General features: G+C 49.4%; 17 protein-coding genes. 3 read left to right on the top strand and 14 right to left on the bottom strand.

Going from position 1 to position 19,030, the window contains the following annotated elements; all coding sequences use genetic code 11:
- Nucleotides 1-3 precede the first annotated feature (3 nt).
- The 14 genes from AYJ58_RS01000 to gmk form a co-directional block, all read right to left on the bottom strand.
- Nucleotides 4-258 carry a phosphopantetheine-binding protein gene (locus AYJ58_RS01000; protein ID WP_006079824.1) on the bottom strand — a complete coding sequence of 85 codons (255 nt, stop codon included), beginning with the start codon at nt 256-258 and terminating at the stop codon, nt 4-6.
- Nucleotides 242-1,117, bottom strand: coding sequence for a lysophospholipid acyltransferase family protein (locus AYJ58_RS00995; RefSeq protein WP_198555563.1), 876 nt, complete (start codon nt 1,115-1,117; stop codon nt 242-244). Before AYJ58_RS00995 ends, AYJ58_RS01000 begins: the two co-directional genes overlap by 17 nt.
- Nucleotides 1,110-1,844, bottom strand: coding sequence for a beta-ketoacyl synthase chain length factor (locus tag AYJ58_RS00990; RefSeq protein WP_106648361.1), 735 nt, complete (start codon nt 1,842-1,844; stop codon nt 1,110-1,112). Before AYJ58_RS00990 ends, AYJ58_RS00995 begins: the two co-directional genes overlap by 8 nt.
- 346 nt (nt 1,845-2,190) lie before the next feature.
- Complete coding sequence (locus AYJ58_RS00985) at nt 2,191-3,087, bottom strand: DUF3014 domain-containing protein (RefSeq protein WP_106648360.1); 897 nt, start codon at nt 3,085-3,087, stop codon at nt 2,191-2,193.
- A 199-nt stretch (nt 3,088-3,286) separates the two neighbouring features.
- Complete coding sequence (recG, locus tag AYJ58_RS00980) at nt 3,287-5,362, bottom strand: ATP-dependent DNA helicase RecG (protein ID WP_106648359.1); 2,076 nt, start codon at nt 5,360-5,362, stop codon at nt 3,287-3,289.
- Between the two features lie 184 nt (nt 5,363-5,546).
- Complete coding sequence (locus AYJ58_RS00975) at nt 5,547-6,143, bottom strand: response regulator transcription factor (protein ID WP_106648358.1); 597 nt, start codon at nt 6,141-6,143, stop codon at nt 5,547-5,549.
- Nucleotides 6,143-7,222 carry a sensor histidine kinase gene (locus AYJ58_RS00970; protein ID WP_106648357.1) on the bottom strand — a complete coding sequence of 360 codons (1,080 nt, stop codon included), beginning with the start codon at nt 7,220-7,222 and terminating at the stop codon, nt 6,143-6,145. Before AYJ58_RS00970 ends, AYJ58_RS00975 begins: the two co-directional genes overlap by 1 nt.
- A 131-nt stretch (nt 7,223-7,353) precedes the next feature.
- Entirely contained in the window at nt 7,354-8,058 is a 705-nt protein-coding gene (locus AYJ58_RS00965) for a hypothetical protein (RefSeq protein ID WP_106648356.1), read from the bottom strand.
- Between the two features lie 214 nt (nt 8,059-8,272).
- Nucleotides 8,273-9,217 carry a calcium/sodium antiporter gene (locus AYJ58_RS00960; protein ID WP_106648355.1) on the bottom strand — a complete coding sequence of 315 codons (945 nt, stop codon included), beginning with the start codon at nt 9,215-9,217 and terminating at the stop codon, nt 8,273-8,275.
- A 179-nt stretch (nt 9,218-9,396) separates the two neighbouring features.
- Nucleotides 9,397-11,061, bottom strand: coding sequence for an AMP-binding protein (locus tag AYJ58_RS00955; RefSeq protein WP_106648354.1), 1,665 nt, complete (start codon nt 11,059-11,061; stop codon nt 9,397-9,399).
- 226 nt (nt 11,062-11,287) lie between these two features.
- Complete coding sequence (locus AYJ58_RS00950; RefSeq protein WP_106648353.1) at nt 11,288-11,671, bottom strand: RidA family protein; 384 nt, start codon at nt 11,669-11,671, stop codon at nt 11,288-11,290.
- 25 nt (nt 11,672-11,696) lie between these two features.
- On the bottom strand, nt 11,697-13,802 hold the full coding sequence (gene spoT, locus AYJ58_RS00945) for a bifunctional GTP diphosphokinase/guanosine-3',5'-bis pyrophosphate 3'-pyrophosphohydrolase (protein WP_105251161.1): 2,106 nt from the start codon (nt 13,800-13,802) through the stop codon (nt 11,697-11,699).
- Nucleotides 13,803-13,847: 45 nt separating this feature from the next.
- On the bottom strand, nt 13,848-14,126 hold the full coding sequence (gene rpoZ, locus AYJ58_RS00940) for a DNA-directed RNA polymerase subunit omega (protein WP_007651394.1): 279 nt from the start codon (nt 14,124-14,126) through the stop codon (nt 13,848-13,850).
- 58 nt (nt 14,127-14,184) lie between these two features.
- Nucleotides 14,185-14,808 carry a guanylate kinase gene (gene gmk, locus AYJ58_RS00935; RefSeq protein ID WP_106648352.1) on the bottom strand — a complete coding sequence of 208 codons (624 nt, stop codon included), beginning with the start codon at nt 14,806-14,808 and terminating at the stop codon, nt 14,185-14,187.
- A gap of 252 nt (nt 14,809-15,060) precedes the next feature.
- On the opposite strand from gmk, the gene AYJ58_RS00930 reads away from it, so the two are divergent.
- The 3 genes from AYJ58_RS00930 to AYJ58_RS00920 all read left to right on the top strand — a co-directional run bounded on the left by AYJ58_RS00930 (nt 15,061) and on the right by AYJ58_RS00920 (nt 18,873).
- Complete coding sequence (locus tag AYJ58_RS00930) at nt 15,061-16,719, top strand: hypothetical protein (protein WP_106648351.1); 1,659 nt, start codon at nt 15,061-15,063, stop codon at nt 16,717-16,719.
- A 224-nt stretch (nt 16,720-16,943) separates the two neighbouring features.
- Complete coding sequence (locus tag AYJ58_RS00925; protein WP_106648350.1) at nt 16,944-17,816, top strand: NTP transferase domain-containing protein; 873 nt, start codon at nt 16,944-16,946, stop codon at nt 17,814-17,816.
- Nucleotides 17,809-18,873 carry a phosphotransferase enzyme family protein gene (locus AYJ58_RS00920; protein ID WP_198555561.1) on the top strand — a complete coding sequence of 355 codons (1,065 nt, stop codon included), beginning with the start codon at nt 17,809-17,811 and terminating at the stop codon, nt 18,871-18,873. Before AYJ58_RS00925 ends, AYJ58_RS00920 begins: the two co-directional genes overlap by 8 nt.
- Nucleotides 18,874-19,030 lie beyond the last annotated feature (157 nt).

Raw genomic sequence — 19,030 nt, 5'->3', positions numbered from 1 at the left:
CTCCTATGGACGCTGGGATTCGATAAAGCTAGCTAAGCTGGCAACACTGTGGAAATGGGCCTTAGTGGCATCCGAGTTCGCTTCGATTTTAACATCAAATTTTTTCTTGATGGCTAAGCCGAGTTCGAGGGCGTCGATAGAATCTAAGCCTAGACCTTCGCCAAAGAGCGGTGCATCGGTTTCAATATCATCAATACTGACGTCTTCAAGATCGAGGCAGTCGATGATTAACTGCTTTATTTCATTGTTTAAGTTCATAATTATTTTCGAGTTGTTGTTTATAGTAGTGTTCAAGATCCCGCGTCAGCTGCCGGGCCATTTTTGCATGCTCACCTAAAGCCGCTTGGTACTTCTGGTAAGAAACTGTTGTGCCGATTTCAACGGCCATCCCCATGGTTTGCCTTGGGATCTCATACCAAGGTTGCTCCTTTGTCAAACCACGCACATTGGTACGCAGCACCACAGGTAAAATATCGGCTTCTGTCCTTAAGGCAATATTGGCGGCGCCGCGGGCAAAGTCGTTAATGGTCGCGCCGACAACCGTGCGTGTGCCCTCGGGGAAGATAATTAAATTGGTGCCCCTAGCGAGCACTTCACGGCAATCCTCTAGCATGAGTTCGGCGCCGCGATTGGGGATATAACCCGCGCAGGACACCACACCACGCAAAAATGGATTACGCCATAAACCTTGTTTGACTATGCAGCCCGCATTGGGCATGAGGCTTATCAACACGACGACATCCACTAAGCTGGGATGATTGGCGATAACGATAACGCCTTTTGCGTCGTGCAATTGTTGTGCTCTGTGGGTGCTAACGTGGATCACGCCCGCCCAAGTGAGCATGGCGACAAAGCCTTTGAACATCAGATGCACAGCCTTTTGGACTCGAATAATCCGCGCCTCGGGTGTGCCTGGCCAAAAACGCAGCAAAGGCAAAATGGTCAAGGAGCTTAATAAGCCGCCTAAGCCAAAGGCGATATAACAACTCACGCCGCCGAGCCAACGTGGCACATAATTCAGCCCTGCGCGGCGAGTTTCCGGCGGGGTATAAGCGGCATTGTGCATTGAATCTTCATGGCTATTGGCAGCGTCATGGCTGTGGGTTGTATCAAACATGCTCAAGCTTCCAATGCCATTGGGATAAGCAGCCTGAAATATTTTGCGTTGTCGCTAGGGCGTGAATAAAAGCGCCATAGGTCAAAGGGTTTAATGCTGTCGACTCACAGATGCGGCTGACAGTGAGCTTGACTGAAGCGGGCGCATCGAAGGGCGCGAGCTGTAAGCCGAGGGCCAAAGGCAATTCAAATTCTTGGGTAAACTCATCGTACACAGGTGGCACGGGATCATCACCGAACACTAACAGCAAGGGTTCTGGCGATTGGTGTAACTGGGCGAAGGCTTCAACCATAGCTTGTGACAGGGTTTCGGTACCTGCCGCAACTGAGGTTGAAGGCGCGGTATTGGCCGCCACTATGCCAAAAATGCCGCTGGCGGTGTTGTGCACCGACTGACTAAAACCTAAGGGCGATAAGGGTTGTTTGGCGATAATGTCTTCGAGCAGTCCTATGGTGCGTTGCAACTCACCATGGCGTGAGGCAAAAATTGAGCGGCAGTTCGCCGGCATATCGCACTGAAAACTCACCTCTAACATCATCTTAGTTAAGCGACTAAAACGGCGGCGCTGCATGGCAGGAAGGTGTTTGAGTGCGGGAGCTGTGCTATCAGACTGTGACGTACCGAGATTTAATTCAGCCGAATTCTTGCACCAAGTTTGCCAACTTTGCGGGTGCTGATATTGGGGAGACCAAGCGCCCCAAGAGAGAATGCTGAATGTTAGTTGCACTACTTTGCCTCGACACTAAATTTAAGCTGTCTTAGTTATCCCTAACTAAGTTAGAACATTGATGGATTGTCATACCATAGTGAGGTGTAAACGCGTTTGATGAATGACGCTGGAATGACCTCTACAGCGGGGTCATTCTACACTATGCCCCGCGTTTTTATGAAGCCATTTGCATTGTATGGGTTAATGCAATGGGATCAAGCGCTGCGATTTTCGGCAGTTAGATCGAATTTGTGTAACAAATATCGCAATAGCATTCTCATTCGACAGGCTTTTTTATCCTAGCGATTTACGGTCAAAATGAAAAAGGCGCACGAGCGCCTTTTGTCTTCACCACGGCAAGGTTTTACTGCGCCAGTTGGCTCTCGAGTTTGCGTAGGGCTACTTTTAGCTTGCGGGTATTTTCTGGCCCCATACGGATCAGCAGTTTTTGCGCGCTGGGTAGTGCCTCTAAGTTAGGGTCAACAAATTGATAGTTAACGCTAATAGAGCTCAGCTCAATCGGATCTTCAATGATAGGCGCCGCGAGCAGTATTTTAATCGCTTGCAGCATTCTGTCATTGAATTTGGCATTGCTGTAGCCGAGTTCGCTAAAGGCTTCCTCTAGCATAGGCGTCATTTGCTTATAAGTGGCCATTAACGTCTGTTCGTCCATTTTGGCAATCGAATCAACATAGGCATCGTATCGATGGAAACCTTCTGGATTTAAATACACTTTGTTGGTGATTTCAGAAACCGAGAATAGCTTTTCAGGCCCTTTGAGTGGGCTCACTTTGCGGGTTAATTCACCTTGAGCTAAGTTGTCGACAAACACCACAAATTGGCGTGCGAGATCTTGCTGTACTAGTGAAGAACTCAGCACATTGTTATTGATAATGGCGAGGGCTTTTCGTTGCACAAATGCATCACTTTCAGCCAGCGCGGGTACAGGTTCAACCACCACTTCTGGCTCAGTTACCGCAGGGGTTGCTGGGCTGTTAGTGTCCGTTTCAGGGGCCACGGGGGTCGTCTCTGTGGTCTCTGGTTCTGGCGCACTTTCGAGCGTCATAGGCTCAGAGGGCGGTGTTTCAGGCAATACAATTGGCGCGTTAGGGATGAGTTTAGGTGAATCTGAGTCACCGCTGTAGTAATAATATCCTCCGACAGAAAGCAGCACGACGAGCACGATCGCAAAAAGCGCAAAGCGATTACTGCTAGAAGAAGTCTCTTGAGGTGTTATTCTATCATCTTGATTAACTTGCATTTTACATCCTTCGCTTGAGTGTCAAGGTAACGTGGTGAATACATGCAGCTAACATTAAAAGTGCAAGAGCGGACGATTGGAATGCCGCTGGTTCATTTTGCAAGTTTCCATGCGCTTGTCTATAGCGCTTAGCTGAACATAAACAATTTATTTTGAGTATCGAGGCAGATGTCACTCCTCGGCCTTTCCCCTTTACAGCCTAAGCCTGCACATAGTGCTGCTTGTGCCCCAGCCAACGTAAGATAATCGCATCGACTTTTTCGGGGGCCTGCGCCATCACGTGATTTGCCAGTTTTTGAATATGCGGGATCAAAGCTTGATCGCGCACTAAGTCGGCAATTTTCAGTTCGGCCAGTCCCGTTTGCTTAGTGCCAAGCACTTCACCCGGGCCACGAATTTCTAAATCTTTCTGCGCTATGATGAAACCGTCATTACTTTGTCTGAGTACACTCAGTCTTTGGGTGGCGGTATGGCTCAATGGCGCCTTGTAGAGTAACACACAATGGCTTGCGATGGCGCCTCGGCCGACTCGTCCGCGTAGTTGGTGTAATTGCGCTAAGCCTAAACGTTCAGGGTTTTCAATGATCATCAGGCTGGAATTAGGCACGTCTACGCCGACTTCAATCACTGTCGTTGCCACAAGAAGATGAATGATGCCCGCCTTAAAATCGGCCATGATTTGTTGTTTCTCAGCGCTCTTCAACCTGCCATGCACTAGGCCAATATTGAGCTCGGGTAGGGCGAGGCGCAGTTCTTCGGCCGTGTCTTCGGCGGCTTGGCATTCGAGCACTTCGGATTCTTCAATCAGAGTACACACCCAATAGGCCTGACGTTTATCTGTGATGACGGCGTTACGTACCCGTTCAAGCACTTCGTTGCGGCGTGAATCGGCAATCGCCACTGTGGTTACTGGAGTTCGTCCCGGCGGCAGTTCATCGATAATAGAAGTGTCGAGATCCGCATAGGCTGTCATCGCTAGCGTGCGCGGGATCGGCGTTGCCGTCATGATCAATTGATGCGGATGGAAACCTTGGCTCACGCCCTTTTCCCGCAGACCTAAGCGTTGGTGTACGCCGAATCTGTGCTGCTCATCTATGATAATTAACGCGAGTTTATTAAAGACCACATGCTGCTGGAAGATGGCATGGGTGCCAATCACCATTTGGGCGGCGCCGGATTCAATATCCGCAAGGGATTGCGCTCTTGCCTTGCCTTTAAGTTTACCCGCTAGCCAACCGACTTTAAGCCCGAGTGGCTCAAACCAAGCGGCAAAGTTAGTTGCATGCTGCTCGGCCAATAGCTCGGTCGGCGCCATCATGGCAACTTGATAACCGTTTTCAATCGCTTGCAGCGCAGCCATCGCCGCGACTAAGGTTTTACCCGAGCCCACATCCCCTTGCACTAAGCGCATCATAGGGTGCGGCTTTTCTAAATCTTTGCCTATATCGGCCACCACTCTTTGCTGGGCGCCTGTGGGCTTAAAGGGCAAAGCGGCGAGGAAGGGATTGAGCAACTGCCCCGTGGCCTGCATGGTCACCGCTGCATCTAAATTACTGCGCTGCCTTAGGCGTAACATGCTGAGATTATGGGCGAGTAACTCTTCCTGCACCAGTCGCTGCTGGGCTGGGTGTTGGCCTAGCTCTAAATCGAACTGAGAGATCCCCGCAGGAGGTCGATGTAGCGTCTGCAGCGCTTGTTTAAGGCTGATGTTATTCGGTTGCAACTGCGGTGGTAGCAGCTCAGTTAAACCGCCATCTTCCAGTAATGCCAAAGCTTGCTCGGTCAGCTTTAGCCAACTCGCCTGTTTTAAGCCCTCAGTTGTGGGATAAATCGGCGTTAGGGTATCGCTCAGGTGAACATCTTCACCGGGATAGACGACTTTATATTCTGGATGCACTATCTCGGCTTGGTGACCACCACGGCGCACTTCACCGTAGGCGCGGATCATTAAACCATTTTGCATGGCATTACGCTGGGCGACAGAAAAGTTAAAGAAGCGCAGGCTCAAGCTGCCCGTATCATCGCGCACATTGCAGACCAGCATGCGCTTGCGGCCTTGGATGATTTGCGTCGATTGGATTTCAGCTTCTATGGTGCCGTAACTGCCGGGCATGAGGGCGGCAATCGGATAGATTTGGGTTCTGTCTTCGTAGCGCAGGGGTAAGTGAAACAGCAGATCTTGTACTGTTGTGATGCCGAGCTTTGCGAGTTTCTCCGCGACCTTTTTGGCGACGCCTTTGAGGTCGGTGATCGGAACAAGATCCAATTGCTGCAAGTCGTTAGCACTCAATCACTGTGAATTTATACATATATTAACAGAGAATAAGCGTAAGGCAATCTCAAGCAGAATGAGGGACTTATTTGCTAGCCTAACTAACGTCAGTTTGCGGCCCTTAGGTTTCGACTAAGGCCGCAGAAATTGTCGATATAATCGAAAGAGTGGTTAACCGTTAATCTGATTACAGCCAACCCTTTTGTTTGGCGATCCGCGCTGCATCGATTCGGTTGCTGGCATTGAGTTTGGCTATGGCTTCGGAGAGATAGTTGCGCACTGTGCCTTCGGCGATAAAGAGGGTTTCGGCGATGTCGGCGGTGGATTTACCTTCGCTAGCGAGGCGAAGGGCGCGGCGTTCTTTATCGTTGAGTGGGTCGACGTCACCAATTGCCATCATGGCCAGTTCAGGATCAATTATCCGTTTACCCGCCATCACTTGTTGAATCGCGTTGACTAAGGTTTCCGAGGGGGCATCTTTAAGCAGAAACCCGCCGACACCGGCTTCGATGGCGCGTTTGATATAGCCAGCGCGGCCGAAGGTAGTAATGACCACAACTTTAGTTTGGCTGTGTTGCTCCTTTACCCAAGCGGCCAGCTCAAGGCCTGTGCGCCCGGGCATTTCGATATCGGTTAGCAAGAGATCAAAACTTTGTTGTTTGAGTAGGTTAAGGGCTTCGTCGCCGTCACTCGCTTGGGTGATATTAAAGCCTCCCGCAAGCGTGAGGAGTGCTGCGAGTGCGCCACGCACCATGGCTTGATCTTCCGCCAATAAAATCTTCATTAATCTGTTGCTCCCTGCAAAGGTAAACTGACGGTAAATGCATATCCTTGTTCGAGATTATAGCTCAAGCTGCCACCTAAAATGTCGAGACGTTCGCGTATGCCAGTGAGGCCATTGCCTTCGGCGATAGGTTTACTTGTGCCATTATCTTTGACTTCAAGGATTAGTCGATCTGGCTGTTGAATAAAGTCGATAATACATTGACTTGCGCCGCTATGGCGTAAAATATTATTCACCAGTTCAGTGACAATTAACCCTAGCTGGCTCTCCATTCTGGCGGGTAATTTGGGGATACTGCCTGTTAGCTCGACACTGATCCCTTTTTCCCTCAATAGTTTACACAGTTGTGTCACGCTATCCGCGAGTCCTTTATGTTTGTAATCCGATACAGTATGGCGAATTTGGCTGAGGCTCTCGCGGGCGATTTGACCGAGTTCATTAAGCTGGGTAGTGGCCAGTTGGTATTCTTGTTTTTCCAGCAGTTTTTCGGTCAGTTCCGCCTTAAGCGCAATCGAAGATAAGCTGTGGCCCATAATGTCGTGTAGATCGCGCGCGATACGCTCACGCTCAAGCATAGTGGCCAAGGTGGTAATTTCTTGGGCACTTTGCTGTTCTTTTAATTTATGCCGATAACGTCTGCGTTCGGCAACACCAAACATACCCACGCCGAGCACTAACCCCGAGCCGTAAAGCGGAAAGTAGTAACTGTTAAAGTGGTAAATCTCATTGAGGGCAAATAGTAGGCCGATGATGGCAGCAAGCGCCAATAGACAGGTCCGTAGAGGGTAAAAAAAACCAATGAAAAAAGCCGCAAAAGTGAAGAGTGAGATAGATCCTGGGTTGATTGGGGTGATCGCTATTGCTATCGCCACCATAATCAGAATGGGCCGATAGGCGCTACGGTTATTGCACTTATAGGTCCAAAAATAGCTGGCAATAAAAGGGATTAACACAGCAAAACTGAGGGCGATTTTCCAGCTTGGATAGGGATTTATGGCTAGAGGGATAAGATAAAACACTAAGTTTATCAAATACACCCAAGCAAGTTTTCGTTCGAGCTGAAGGGGAGTGCTCATCATGATGCCTCTGTGAAACTGTGTTGATTGTTCATAGTTGCCCCTTGAATGCTAAAGGAGGCATCTGCCTTGATTTATTCTGTTTAGGGGTTGGCGCTGGGGTCAGCGCCATCAGTCCCTGTTAACAATGGGATCTAGTTTGCACTTAATTGCTTATTTTGTTGAAGCAAAAATTTTGCCCAACCGTAATCTGCTTGCACTTTGATGGCTTGATGCCAATCTTCAATCGCGCCTTGGGTATCGCCTAATTCCTGTTTAGCGAGTCCACGCCAGGTATAAGCTTCGGCTTCGCCCCAACAAATGTCGTCGCAAGGTTGGGCGAATCTTTCTATGGCGGTAGTGGCGAGCGTCTTAGCATTTTGCTTGCTGCCGCCAAACATAGCTGGGGTGTTATAGGCGGCGATGGCTTTCACCAATGCGACCCGCGGATTTTGAGGTGCTAATTGTTCGGCGTTGGCAATGGCATTGGCTGATTTCATCCCGAGCGTTGCGCCTTTGCTATTGTCTAAAGCGATTTGCATGCCATAAACCGACGATAACAGCGCTAGGGATTCGGCGTCAGCTTGGCTGGTTTCTAAGGCTTCCAGAGCCGTTTGCGCATTGGTCAGAGCACTAATGGCGAGGGCTTTTTGTCCCATGACATTGGCGCTGATGGCTAAGCGATAGTTCGCATAGGCTTTGTCGTAATCTTGAGTGCTGGCACTCAGTTGTTGTAGCTGCGCTAGGTTCATCGAGTTTGAGGCCGTATCTATGCTGGTGATATTGGCGTTAGAGGGCGACGCTGCAAACGCGTGGCTGCTGATAAGCGCTAAGCTTGAAACGAGTAGTAATGTCTTCATGGTATTTCCTTATTGAGTGAGTTTCCCAGTGCTTGGGTACGGACTCATTATCAGAAATTCGTTAGGAAAAATGCAGACACAAAGGTCATGGCTTTCGCATGACAAATGTCATTAGTTGAAGGGTGTTAAACTTGTCTTTTTTAAAAAGTGCGAAACTCAGATAGCAAAACACCGGAGAGGCTCCGGTGTTTTAAGTGGGAATTACCGCTGAGTGTTATACCAAAGCTTGAGCGCTCGCTTGGTTGATCAAGTAACCCATATAGCCTAAATAGCTCAGTAGTAGTACAGAGCCTTCGCGGCGGCCGATGCGCAATCCCGTCCATGCAAAAGGCAGAATCACAACGGCTAAGGCTAGCATCACCATAAAGTCGAAGGGTTGGAAGCCGAGTGACGACACTGGATGCACTATGGCAGTAACGCCTAAAATGCCCAAAATATTGAACAGGTTAGAGCCCACAACGTTGCCGATAGCGATATCGCTTTGGCCTTTTAATGCCGCAATCACTGAGGTCACTAACTCTGGCATACTGGTACCAATCGCCACGATCGTTAAGCCGATAATGACTTCGCTCACGCCGAAGGTTTTTGCTAAATCTACTGCGCCGTTTACAAACAGAATACCGCCGCCAACTAGCATGCTGATGCCGACTAGGATGAACAAGCCAGAAAGTAGTGGGTTATTCGGCCCCGCTTCAATTTCTTCCTCATCATTGCTGTTTTTCGAGCTGATGTAGCTAAAGGTTAAATAACCAAACAGCAGTGAAAGCAGTATTACACCGTCAATTAGGCTGAGTTCACCGTCTAATAAGAGCCCCCAGAACAGCATAGAAGCCAATATCATCAAAGGGATATCGCGCTTCACCACTTGAGATTGCACTTGGATAGGGCGGATTAGTGCCGTGATCGCTAGGATTAAACCTATGTTTGCAATGTTAGAGCCGATAACGTTTCCTAAGGCGATACCACTGTTTCCGGCGAGGGCAGATTTGACACTCACGGCCAGTTCTGGTGCGCTAGTACCAAAGGCAACAATAGTTAAGCCTATGATAAGTGGCGTAATACCTAAGCGTAGGGCGATAGAACTCGCGCCACGGACTAGGGCTTCGGCGCCTAAGGTTAAAATAATAAAACCGCCAATAATCGAGAGTGTAATTAGCATCACGGGACTTTGTTAAACCTATATTGAATGGGAAAGTACAAGGGAATCATCCCTTAGCCGACAGACGCACATGATACGTGGTTTTATCGAAATTTGACAGAATATGTCATAAAAAAGCACGCCGAGGCGTGCTAGATTTGAGCCGATAACCACATTGGCTATCTCTCTGTTTTGCTGAGTTATTTCTGTGTTAACTCATCTTCCCAGCGAACTTGAGCGCCACGAATACCATCAACGCGTTCGCTAAACGCTTTTTCAAGCACATGGCGTTTGATCTTCAGCGTCGGCGTTAGCACATCGTTTTCAATCGTCCAAGGATCGCTAACCACGATAATCGCATCGACATGTTCATGTGACTCTAAGTGCGGATTAACGCTATCGAGTGTCGCCTTCAGTGAAGCGCGGACTTCTTCGCGGGCCTGCAAACTAGCGCCTTCGGATAATTGCACTAATGCGATCGGATGCGGCAGGCCAGAGCCAATCACGCAGATCAGTTCAACATGCGGGTCCTGCGCCAATTTACGTTCAATCGGCACGGGCGCGACATATTTACCTTTGGCGGTTTTGAAGTTGTCCTTCACTCGGCCGGTAATTGTCACGCAACCATCGGCATCGATGGAGCACAAATCGCCAGTGTGGAAGAAACCATCGGCATCGAACGCCGCTGCAGTCGCTTCTGGCTGAAGATAGTAAGCCGTCATCAGCCCTGGGCTCTTGAGCAGCAGCTCACCATCTTCGCCTTGGCGGATTTGACAATCCTCAACCGGGCGACCCACAGTGCCAATTTTACGGGCATCGAAGGGATAGTTAATAATCGAGTAGGCGCAGTTTTCTGTCATACCCCAAGCTTCACAGATATTCAGACCAATGCTGTGATACCAGTGGATCAGCGACGGCGGAATGGGCGCAGAGCCAGAGCCGAGTAAACGACAATGGTTTAAACCTAAGCCTTTATGGATTTTGTGTTTTACTAAGCTGCTGATTAACGGGATTTTTAGCAATAGATTCAGTTTACTGACACCAATTTTATCTATGATGTTTTTCTGGAACAGGCTCCACAAACGCGGCACTGAGAAGAATACCGTCGGTTTTGCTCTTTGCACGTCGGCGACGAAGGAGTCGAGACTTTCAACGAAAGCGACCACACTGCCGGAATAGAAGGATGAGCCTTCAATCGCGACGCGCTCTGTGATGTGCGCTAAAGGTAAATAGGATAACAGTCTGTCATTGCCGTCGGTGCGTAAATCACGCACTACCGCTTGGCAGGTCCAGCCATAGCTGGCGAAGGTTTGAATTGCACCCTTAGGTTGGCCCGTCGAGCCAGAGGTATAGATAAGCGTCATCACTTGATCAGGCGTCGGCAGCGGCGCATCGACGAGTGGATAGCCGAGATTAAGTAATTGCTCCCATTGATATTGGGCTGGCATTGTATCGTAGGGCATAGCAAGGCGTAACAGTTCGCCGCCGACACCGGCTTCTTGGTCAGCCCAATGGTCGAGCTTGCCGAGGAAAATGGCTTTTGCGCCACTATGTTGCAACACATAGCGAATGGTATCTGTGTTGGCCGTTGGGTAAATCGGCACGCTGACATAGCCGCCGTGCATCAACGCGAGGTCGGTGATAAACCACTCGGCGCAGTTTTTAGAGAGTACGGCAATCTTATCTCCGCGCTCTAGGCCTAAGTGGTGTAAGGCACCGGCCAGTTGCTGCACTTTTTCTTGCACTTCGGCCCAAGTAAAATCAAGGAATTGACCCTTGATAGGTTGGCGTAAATAGACTTGGTCCCCCTGAGTCTTAGCCCAGTGCGCCAGCATTTCAATTGGCGTCTTAATCGCTGTATCCATTGGCAATTCCCTGTTCTTTATTGTTATTTTGGCTGCACCCAGTATGGCGAGTTTTGTGAGCCCGCGCAAATAGTTTACAGGATTGTAAAATATGAGAATGGAGCCCAAAGCCTACAAGCTGAGTATGAAAATAAGATGAAGAGAATAGTAAGCTGGAAAGAGGGGGGGGCGGCAACAAAAAAGGCGCCGCAGCGCCTTGTTGTTGGTTGAAGGGCAATGCGAGAGCTTACAGCTCCATCACGCCATCCATTTCAACTTGAGAATCCTTCGGCAATTGCTTCACGCCGATAGCTGCACGGGCAGGGTAGGGCTGGTTGAAGTAACGGCTCATGATTTCATTCACTTTTGCAAAGTGGCTTAAATCAATCAGGAAGATGTTGAGCTTAACGATATCGTTGATTGAACCGCCCGCAGCAGTACAAACGGCGGTTAGGTTTTCAAATACTTGCACCACTTGCGCTTCAAAATCATCGCTGACAATTTGCATTGTGCTTGGCACAAGCGGAATTTGGCCGGATAAATACACTGTGCTGCCGACTTTGACGGCCTGTGAATAAGTGCCGATGGCCGCAGGGGCGTTTTCGGTCGCTATGATGATTTTTTCTGCCATGACGCTCTCTCTAATGTTGAGTTAATTAACGATTACGGGACGTACGCAGCACTTCGGGCAGTACCCTAATTCGGCGCATCACGTTGGCTAAATGGATCCTGTCTTTCACCGAAATCCGCAGGTTAATCAAATACACGCGGCCATCACGTTCTTCAGTGCTGAGGTTGTGAATGTTCGAACCTTCGGCGGCAATGATCGAGGTGATCTTCGCCAGTGCACCTTGGTGGTTAACGATTTCGACCCGCAGATTGGCTTGGTAATCAACGCCTTCGACATTATCCCATTGCACAGGAATATACTTGTCAGGCTCGCCTTGATAACCACGAATGTTAGCGCAGTTTTCCATATGTACCACTAAGCCCTTACCTTGGCTCACGTGGGCAATTACGGCGTCACCTGGGATTGGGCGGCAACAGTTGGCGAAGGTAACGAGCATGCCTTCAGCGCCACGGATTGGCATCATGTGGCCGTCGCGGCTTTCTTGATTTTCAAGATTATCGCCAATTAAGCGCTGGGCGATCACTATGCTCATGGCATTGCCAAGGCCGATATCGGCGAGCAGTGAATCGAGCGTGGTATGTTTGGTATCGCGAATGACTTTTTCAATCTGCTCAGGCGCAATGCTGTCGAGTTTAGTTTTGCCGAGCGCATGGTTGAGCAGGCGGCGACCGAGCGCAATTGCGTCATCACCCTTAAGGCTTTTCAGCACTTGGCGGATTTTGGCGCGGGCTTTACCTGTTACCACAAAGTTCAGCCAAGCGGCATTAGGACGTGCGCCTTTAGCTGTAATGATTTCAACGGTTTGGCCTGAAATTAACGGCTGGCTAAGCGGATACGCTTGGCGGTTAACGCGGGCTCCGACGCAAGTATTACCCACATCAGTATGCACTTCGTAGGCAAAGTCTACCGCGGTGGCATTGACAGGTAATTCCAGAATGCGACCTTCAGGGGTGAACACATAAATCTCTTCTGGGAAGAGTTCCGTCTTCACGTTTTCAACGAATTCGAATGAGGTGCTGGCGCTTTGTTGTAATTCCAACAAGCTTTGCATCCACTTACGGGCACGCACTTGAGTCGTCGTGCCTTGGCCTGTTTGCGCACCGCCTTTGTAGGCCCAGTGTGCTGCTACCCCTTTGTCAGCCATCTGATCCATATCTTCGGTACGAATTTGGATCTCAACGGGCACGCCGTGTGGACCAAATAAAGAGGTATGGAGTGACTGATAACCGTTGGCTTTGGGGATAGCGATATAATCTTTGAAACGACCGGGACGAGGTTTGTACAGTCCGTGCATGGCACCGAGTACGCGATAACAAGTGTCGATGGAATCGACTATCACCCTAAAGGCGTAGATATCCATGACTTCTTGGAATTGCAGCTCTTTACTCTGCATCTTGTTATAGATGGAGTAGAGGTTTTTCTCGCGACCTTTGACTTTCCCTGGAATACCCGCATCGTTTAAGCGCGTATACACAGCGGCTTCAATGCCTTGGATCAATTCTTTGCGATTGCCACGGGCGGCTTTAACGACTTCTTTAAGCACCCGATATCGCATGGGATAATAAGCTTGGAAACCTAAGTCTTCTAACTCTGTCTTGATGTTATGGATACCGAGACGGTTAGCGATGGGCGCGTAGATTTCTAAGGTTTCGCGGGCGATACGGCGACGTTTGTCGGGACGCAGTGCGCCTAAGGTACGCATGTTGTGGGTTCTATCGGCAAGCTTGATGAGGATAACGCGGATATCCTGCGTCATCGCCATCATCATTTTACGGAAGTTTTCAGCTTGAGCTTCTTTCTTGTCGCGAAATTTAAGCTTATCGAGCTTTGACACGCCTTCGACGAGCTCAGCCACCGCGACACCGAATAGTTCGGCTAAATCGTCTTTGGTGACATGGGTATCTTCGATAGTGTCATGGAGCAGTGCTGCCATCAGCGTCTCATGATCAAGACGCATGTCAGCAAGGATGCGGGCAACCGCAACCGGATGAGTAATATAAGGTTCGCCACTCGTGCGCATTTGCCCTTCGTGGGCATCACGCGCGATCTGGTACGCCTGCTTGAGCAATTCTACCTGTTCGGGTTCTAAGTAACCGGAAGCAGACTCCTTTAGACCTTCAAACAGATACAAGTGGCAGCTCTCCTTTTACCTAAATAGGTGTTTACTCAATAACGCTTATAATGAACGGCCTTCAGCAATGGCTGCAACCGCTGCAATTTCAGCGGCTTCACGTTCACGTACCGTTTGACGCTCATCAGCATCTAAAGTGTGAGCGTTAACTAAACCTAGTTCGATTTCACGCAGGGCGATAACCGTTGGTTTGTCGTTCATCTCTTCAACCATAGGGTCTTTACCCTGCACGGCGATTTGGCGAGCACGACGCGCCGCAACCAAGATCATATCAAAACGGTTGCCGATTTGTTCTACGGCGTCTTCTACAGTTACGCGAGCCATGTGTTGAAACTCCAGTTTATCTAGGGAAAAAATGACGCAAAATTGTACACTATGACAGCTATCCTGCCAACAGATCGTGAAGCATATCATTTTGCGCGTGGATCTGACTAGCACCTGTTAAGCGCTGACTGCGAATGATGGCACGCAAATCGGCTAAGGCAGTGTCAAAATCGTCGTTGACGATAATAAAATCATATTCTTTATAGTGGGACATTTCCGATACGGCTTGTGCCATACGGCTGGCGATCACATCGCTACTGTCTTGTCCACGGCCGGTGAGGCGGCGTTCTAGCTCGGCTTTCGAGGGTGGCAGAATAAACACACCAACGGCATCGGGCATCACGGCTTTCACTTGCTCGGCACCTTGCCAGTCGATATCGAGAAACACATCGATACCTTGGGTGAGCGTATGTTCAATCACATGGCGCGAGGTACCATAGTAATTGCCGAACACTTCTGCCCATTCAAAAAAGGCATTTTCAGCAATTAAGGCTTTGAATTGCTCAACATTAACGAAGTGATAGTGTTGACCATCGACTTCACCTGGGCGTGGCGCGCGGGTGGTATGTGATACCGAAACCTGCATGTCAGCGGGCTTGTCTTTAAGCAAGGCCGAGATCAGCGAGGATTTACCTGCGCCACTTGGCGCCGACACAATAAATAAATTTCCGCGTGCGGTCATGAGCTAAATATCCAATTGGTTAACGCAAGAAGGGCCCAGAAAGCCGAGCATTATACCGATTTTGACCATAGAAATACTAGGGCTAGTAGGCCAGCAATTTAAGCCTATTTTAGATTTACTTCGATATTATGCGCATTTTTATCCGACTAGGGTCGTAGGCACTGACAATTGCGGGTAAATTGGTTACGCTCGTGCGAATAAGGCAATGAGTGTCTTTTTGTATCTCGTTTTTACAACAATAAAGGAAGGGTCGTGCTGTTAAAATCTCTTTTTTGCCTTCACGGGCGTGATTCTCGTCCCCGCTTTGTCGCAATCAGTGTTGGCGTTTACGCCTGTATTGCACTTGCCGCCGCTGCTTTTGGGGCTAATTTTCTGATGTATTTGCTGGCATTGTTAGGCCTACCGTTATTGGGGCTCGCCAGTTTGCGTCGTTTGGCCGATGCCGATAAGTCAAAAGGCTTGATTGGCCTATTCCTTTTGCCCTTATTGATTTTCATCGGCCTGTTAATGGCCGATGCACATATTGCCTTAATCGGCCTGAGTTTAGCGTTAGCCGCGGGGCTGACATTTTGGGGCTGGCGTTTACCGGCACCAACGATAGTGGATTATCGCTACGGTTATTTCGGCCCAGAGCTGGATGCGCCAACATCGCAGGCTATGCCTAGGCGCCGTGTGGAGCCGACTATCGTTCCAAAGGCGGCTAAAGAAATAGAAACTCCAGACGTTGCCGCAAGACAGGCAGCTAAATCGACCGCCCATATTCAAGCGCAGCCTCAAGTTGAGCGACATGAACCGCATGTTGAGCTGTCGCATGCGCAGGCCATTAGCGCCGCAACGGCCTCTGAGCCAGTGGTGGATTTATCTGCCCATGTTGAACCCATTGCCGCTAAACCAATAGTCGCTGAATCAACGGTCGTAGAATCTACAGTCGCTGAACCAATAGTCGCCTCGACGATAAGCGCAGCGGATGCCGAACTTGAAGCCCAGCGCCAAGATGAACTGCGCTTCGATGCCCTTACTCGGATGACGCAGAATCCTGCCGATTTTGTGGTGCCCGACAGTCATGCGGATTTTCGCCCAGCGAATGCTAGCCGTATTGAGCAGACCAATATTGATTTAGTCGACGTTGATGTCGCCAAGGTTGATTTAAAACATGTCGACTTTAACGCCGCCCAATTAGATCCTGCCGAACGCAGTACAGAACCTGGTTGGCGTTTTGCCGCCGAAGAAGATGACGAACTAGATAGCTTTAACGATCGAGATCATGCCGAAGAAGTGCGTCAACGCCGCGCCGAAGCGAAAGATTCTGGCTCGATGACTGAGCTGTTTCGCGGTCTATTCGAGTTTCTAGCGCCGCTGAAACGTTTCTTTGTATTGCCTAAGATTAAGTTACCTAAACTGGAACGCCGTTATTGGCGTCCTGCGGGGATTGGTTGTGGTGTTGTGGTCTTGTTCGCCTTGGTTTGGGGTCTTTGGCCAAATGGTGACGCTGAGACGGGTGATGGCGCAGAAGTGGTCACGGTTAACGCAATTGCGCCCTATGCGGGTGAGCGGGTGACGCTCGCGCTACCGGACGGCTTTTCTGTGGCGCTGGAGGATGACATCTTGATCATGCGTTGGCTCGGTGAGAAAGGTGAAGCGCAAAACCTGTGGTCCTTAGCGACGGCAAAAGGCGATAAAACCTGTAGCTTGTTGTCCTTTAACAATGGCACTGACTATCGCCCTGTGACTGTGGACTTGAAAGCCGACTCAGCAACCGAAGCGCGATTCACGCCACTCGACACCCAAGCCATCATAGTGGACCTTGCGCGCCGTGGCAGTATCAGCCTGTGCGGGTATAAGTTCAGCCTTAAGGGCAGCCAAGCGATACTGGAACAGAATCGTACTTTTGGTGATTACATCGCGCGTTAGTTAAGTTTGCAAGTTAGGTCTATAAGTTAGATCAGTAAATGAAGTCGCAGCTTAGGCCTGCAACTTAAGTCGATAAAAATTCTGCTTAAATGCTAGTCACAATTAGAGGGGTAGATTACACTTTTGCTCCTCTTTTTCTCAAACCGCGTTTTAAATGCGCTATGCATTGGGCGTGGCGGTTTGGGGAAACATCATTAAATTTGAACTGAATATATCAATCCAGCATGAATACAGAATTGACCTTAGTCATTATGGCTGCAGGGCTAGGCAGTCGTTTCGGCGGCGATAAGCAATTGGCAGCGCTCGGTCCCGCCGGCGAACCCATGTTGGTGTTATCGATCATGTCGGCCATTCGCAGTGGCTTTCAGCGTGCTGTGCTGGTGATCCGCCCTGAGTTAGAAACTGAATTAACTGAGATACTGACACGGTTTTTACCCGCCGATTTTGCCTATCATTTTTGCTATCAAGCGCTAACGGATTTACCCGAAGCGGCGCAGCTGGTTGATCTCAGCCACAGGCTTAAACCTTGGGGCACGGCTCATGCATTGTGGAGTGCGCGCCATCTTATTAAAGGGCCAATGGCCGTTATCAATGCCGATGATTTTTATGGTGATAGCGCTTTTGCTTCCTTAGCCAATGGCTTAAGTATGAGACCGACAGAGTGGATGATGGTGGCCTATCCCATAGAACTCACTTTGTCGGAGCACGGCGGTGTTAACCGGGGTCTGTGTCAGGTTGAAAATGGTCAGCTTAAATCGGTTGCCGAATGGCTCAATATCGCCGAGCAAGGTGGCCAATTGGTAGGTGATGGCCCACAAGGGCATGCGAGTTTGCCGCCCGAGTCCCTGGTCTCTATGACATGCTGGGGCTTCTCCCCAAGCATATTTGATGTTATTAAACGTGAATTAACCGAATTTATCGGGCAACAGGGTCAACAACCTAAGTCTGAATGTTACTTGCCCGCCATAGTACAAGCGGGCATTGAGCAAGGTTTGCCTGTCTATGTCGATGTTGCCTGCGAGCCCTGGCTCGGCGTGACTTATCCGCAGGACACTGTCTGGGTAAAACAAAAATTAACGGAGTTATTGAGTGATTAAACTCATCAGGCAGTCAGTGTTGCCTCATTTTGGTATTGAATCTGCCGAGGCAAAAATTTCTGCCCTCGGTAATGGCCACATCAATGACACCCTTTTGGTGCGCTGGCCTGCGGGCGAATTAGTATTGCAGCGAATTAATACTGAGGTATTTAAAACGCCCAACGCTTTGGTTAGCAATGCCGATAAAATTAGCCATCATTTATGCGCTAAGTCGTTGCAGCAACAATACGGCCTGAAAGTCGTTAGCCCTTGTTTAACCCAAGAGGGTGAATTGGCTATCGATTTAGGCGAACAAGGATTTTGGCGCGCGATCAGTTACTTGCCCCATAGTCTCAGCATTGAAGTGGTTAAGTCGGAACAAGAAGCAGAAATGGCGGCCAAGGCCTTTGGTCATTTTGCCTCAGCCTTGAGTGACTTTGATGCGACAGAGCTCGAAGATGTGATCCCTCAATTTCACCATTTACCGGGACGCATGGCTTTGTTGCAACAGGCCGCCGAACTCGATAGCCAACACCGTTTAGATCTTTGCCGTCATTGGGTCGATTACGCGTTATCTCAGCAGGCTTTGCTGGATGAACTTGCGGAAATATCGCCAAAACTACCGCTGCGAATTTGCCATAACGACACCAAAATCAATAATATGCTTTTCGATAAACGCGACATGTCCAGTATGGCGATTATCGATTTAGATACCTGCATGAAAGGTCATCTGATGTATGACTTTGGTGATATGGTCCGCACCTTCTGCTCGCCAGAGGAAGAAGACTCAACGGCCTTGGATAAAGTCCAAGTGCGCCAAGATATCTTCGCCGCAATTTGCCGTGGCTACTTGAGCGAGTTGGGTGATGTCTTAACAGAAGACGAAAAACGCAGTCTGTGGCTCGGTGCGCGGGTGATTTGTTTGATGATAGGCGTGCGATTTTTAACGGATTATCTTAACGGTGATGTGTATTTCCATATCCACCGCGAAGGCCATAATTTGGACCGTGCTGCCAACCAGTTTACCTTGTACCAAAGCTTGCTCGACCAAGAGACGGTACTTAAAGCCCATTTCTAAGTCAGGGTATGGATCTTGGTGATTGCGCCAGTTTATCGCTCCAATGCACGGATAAACACAACGCCCAAGGCTTTGCTTTGGGCGTTGTGTTTTAATACGATTGCTTAAGCCCTAGTCAGATGGCATTTCATCCGACATAATCGAGCAATATCCCTTA

Origin of the sequence: Shewanella sp. Pdp11 (assembly GCF_002838165.1) — a bacterium.
Taxonomy (GTDB): Bacteria; Pseudomonadota; Gammaproteobacteria; order Enterobacterales; family Shewanellaceae; genus Shewanella; species Shewanella hafniensis.
The sequence above is the reverse complement of the archived record's forward strand: the minus strand, read 5'-3'. Positions and strand labels throughout refer to the sequence as shown.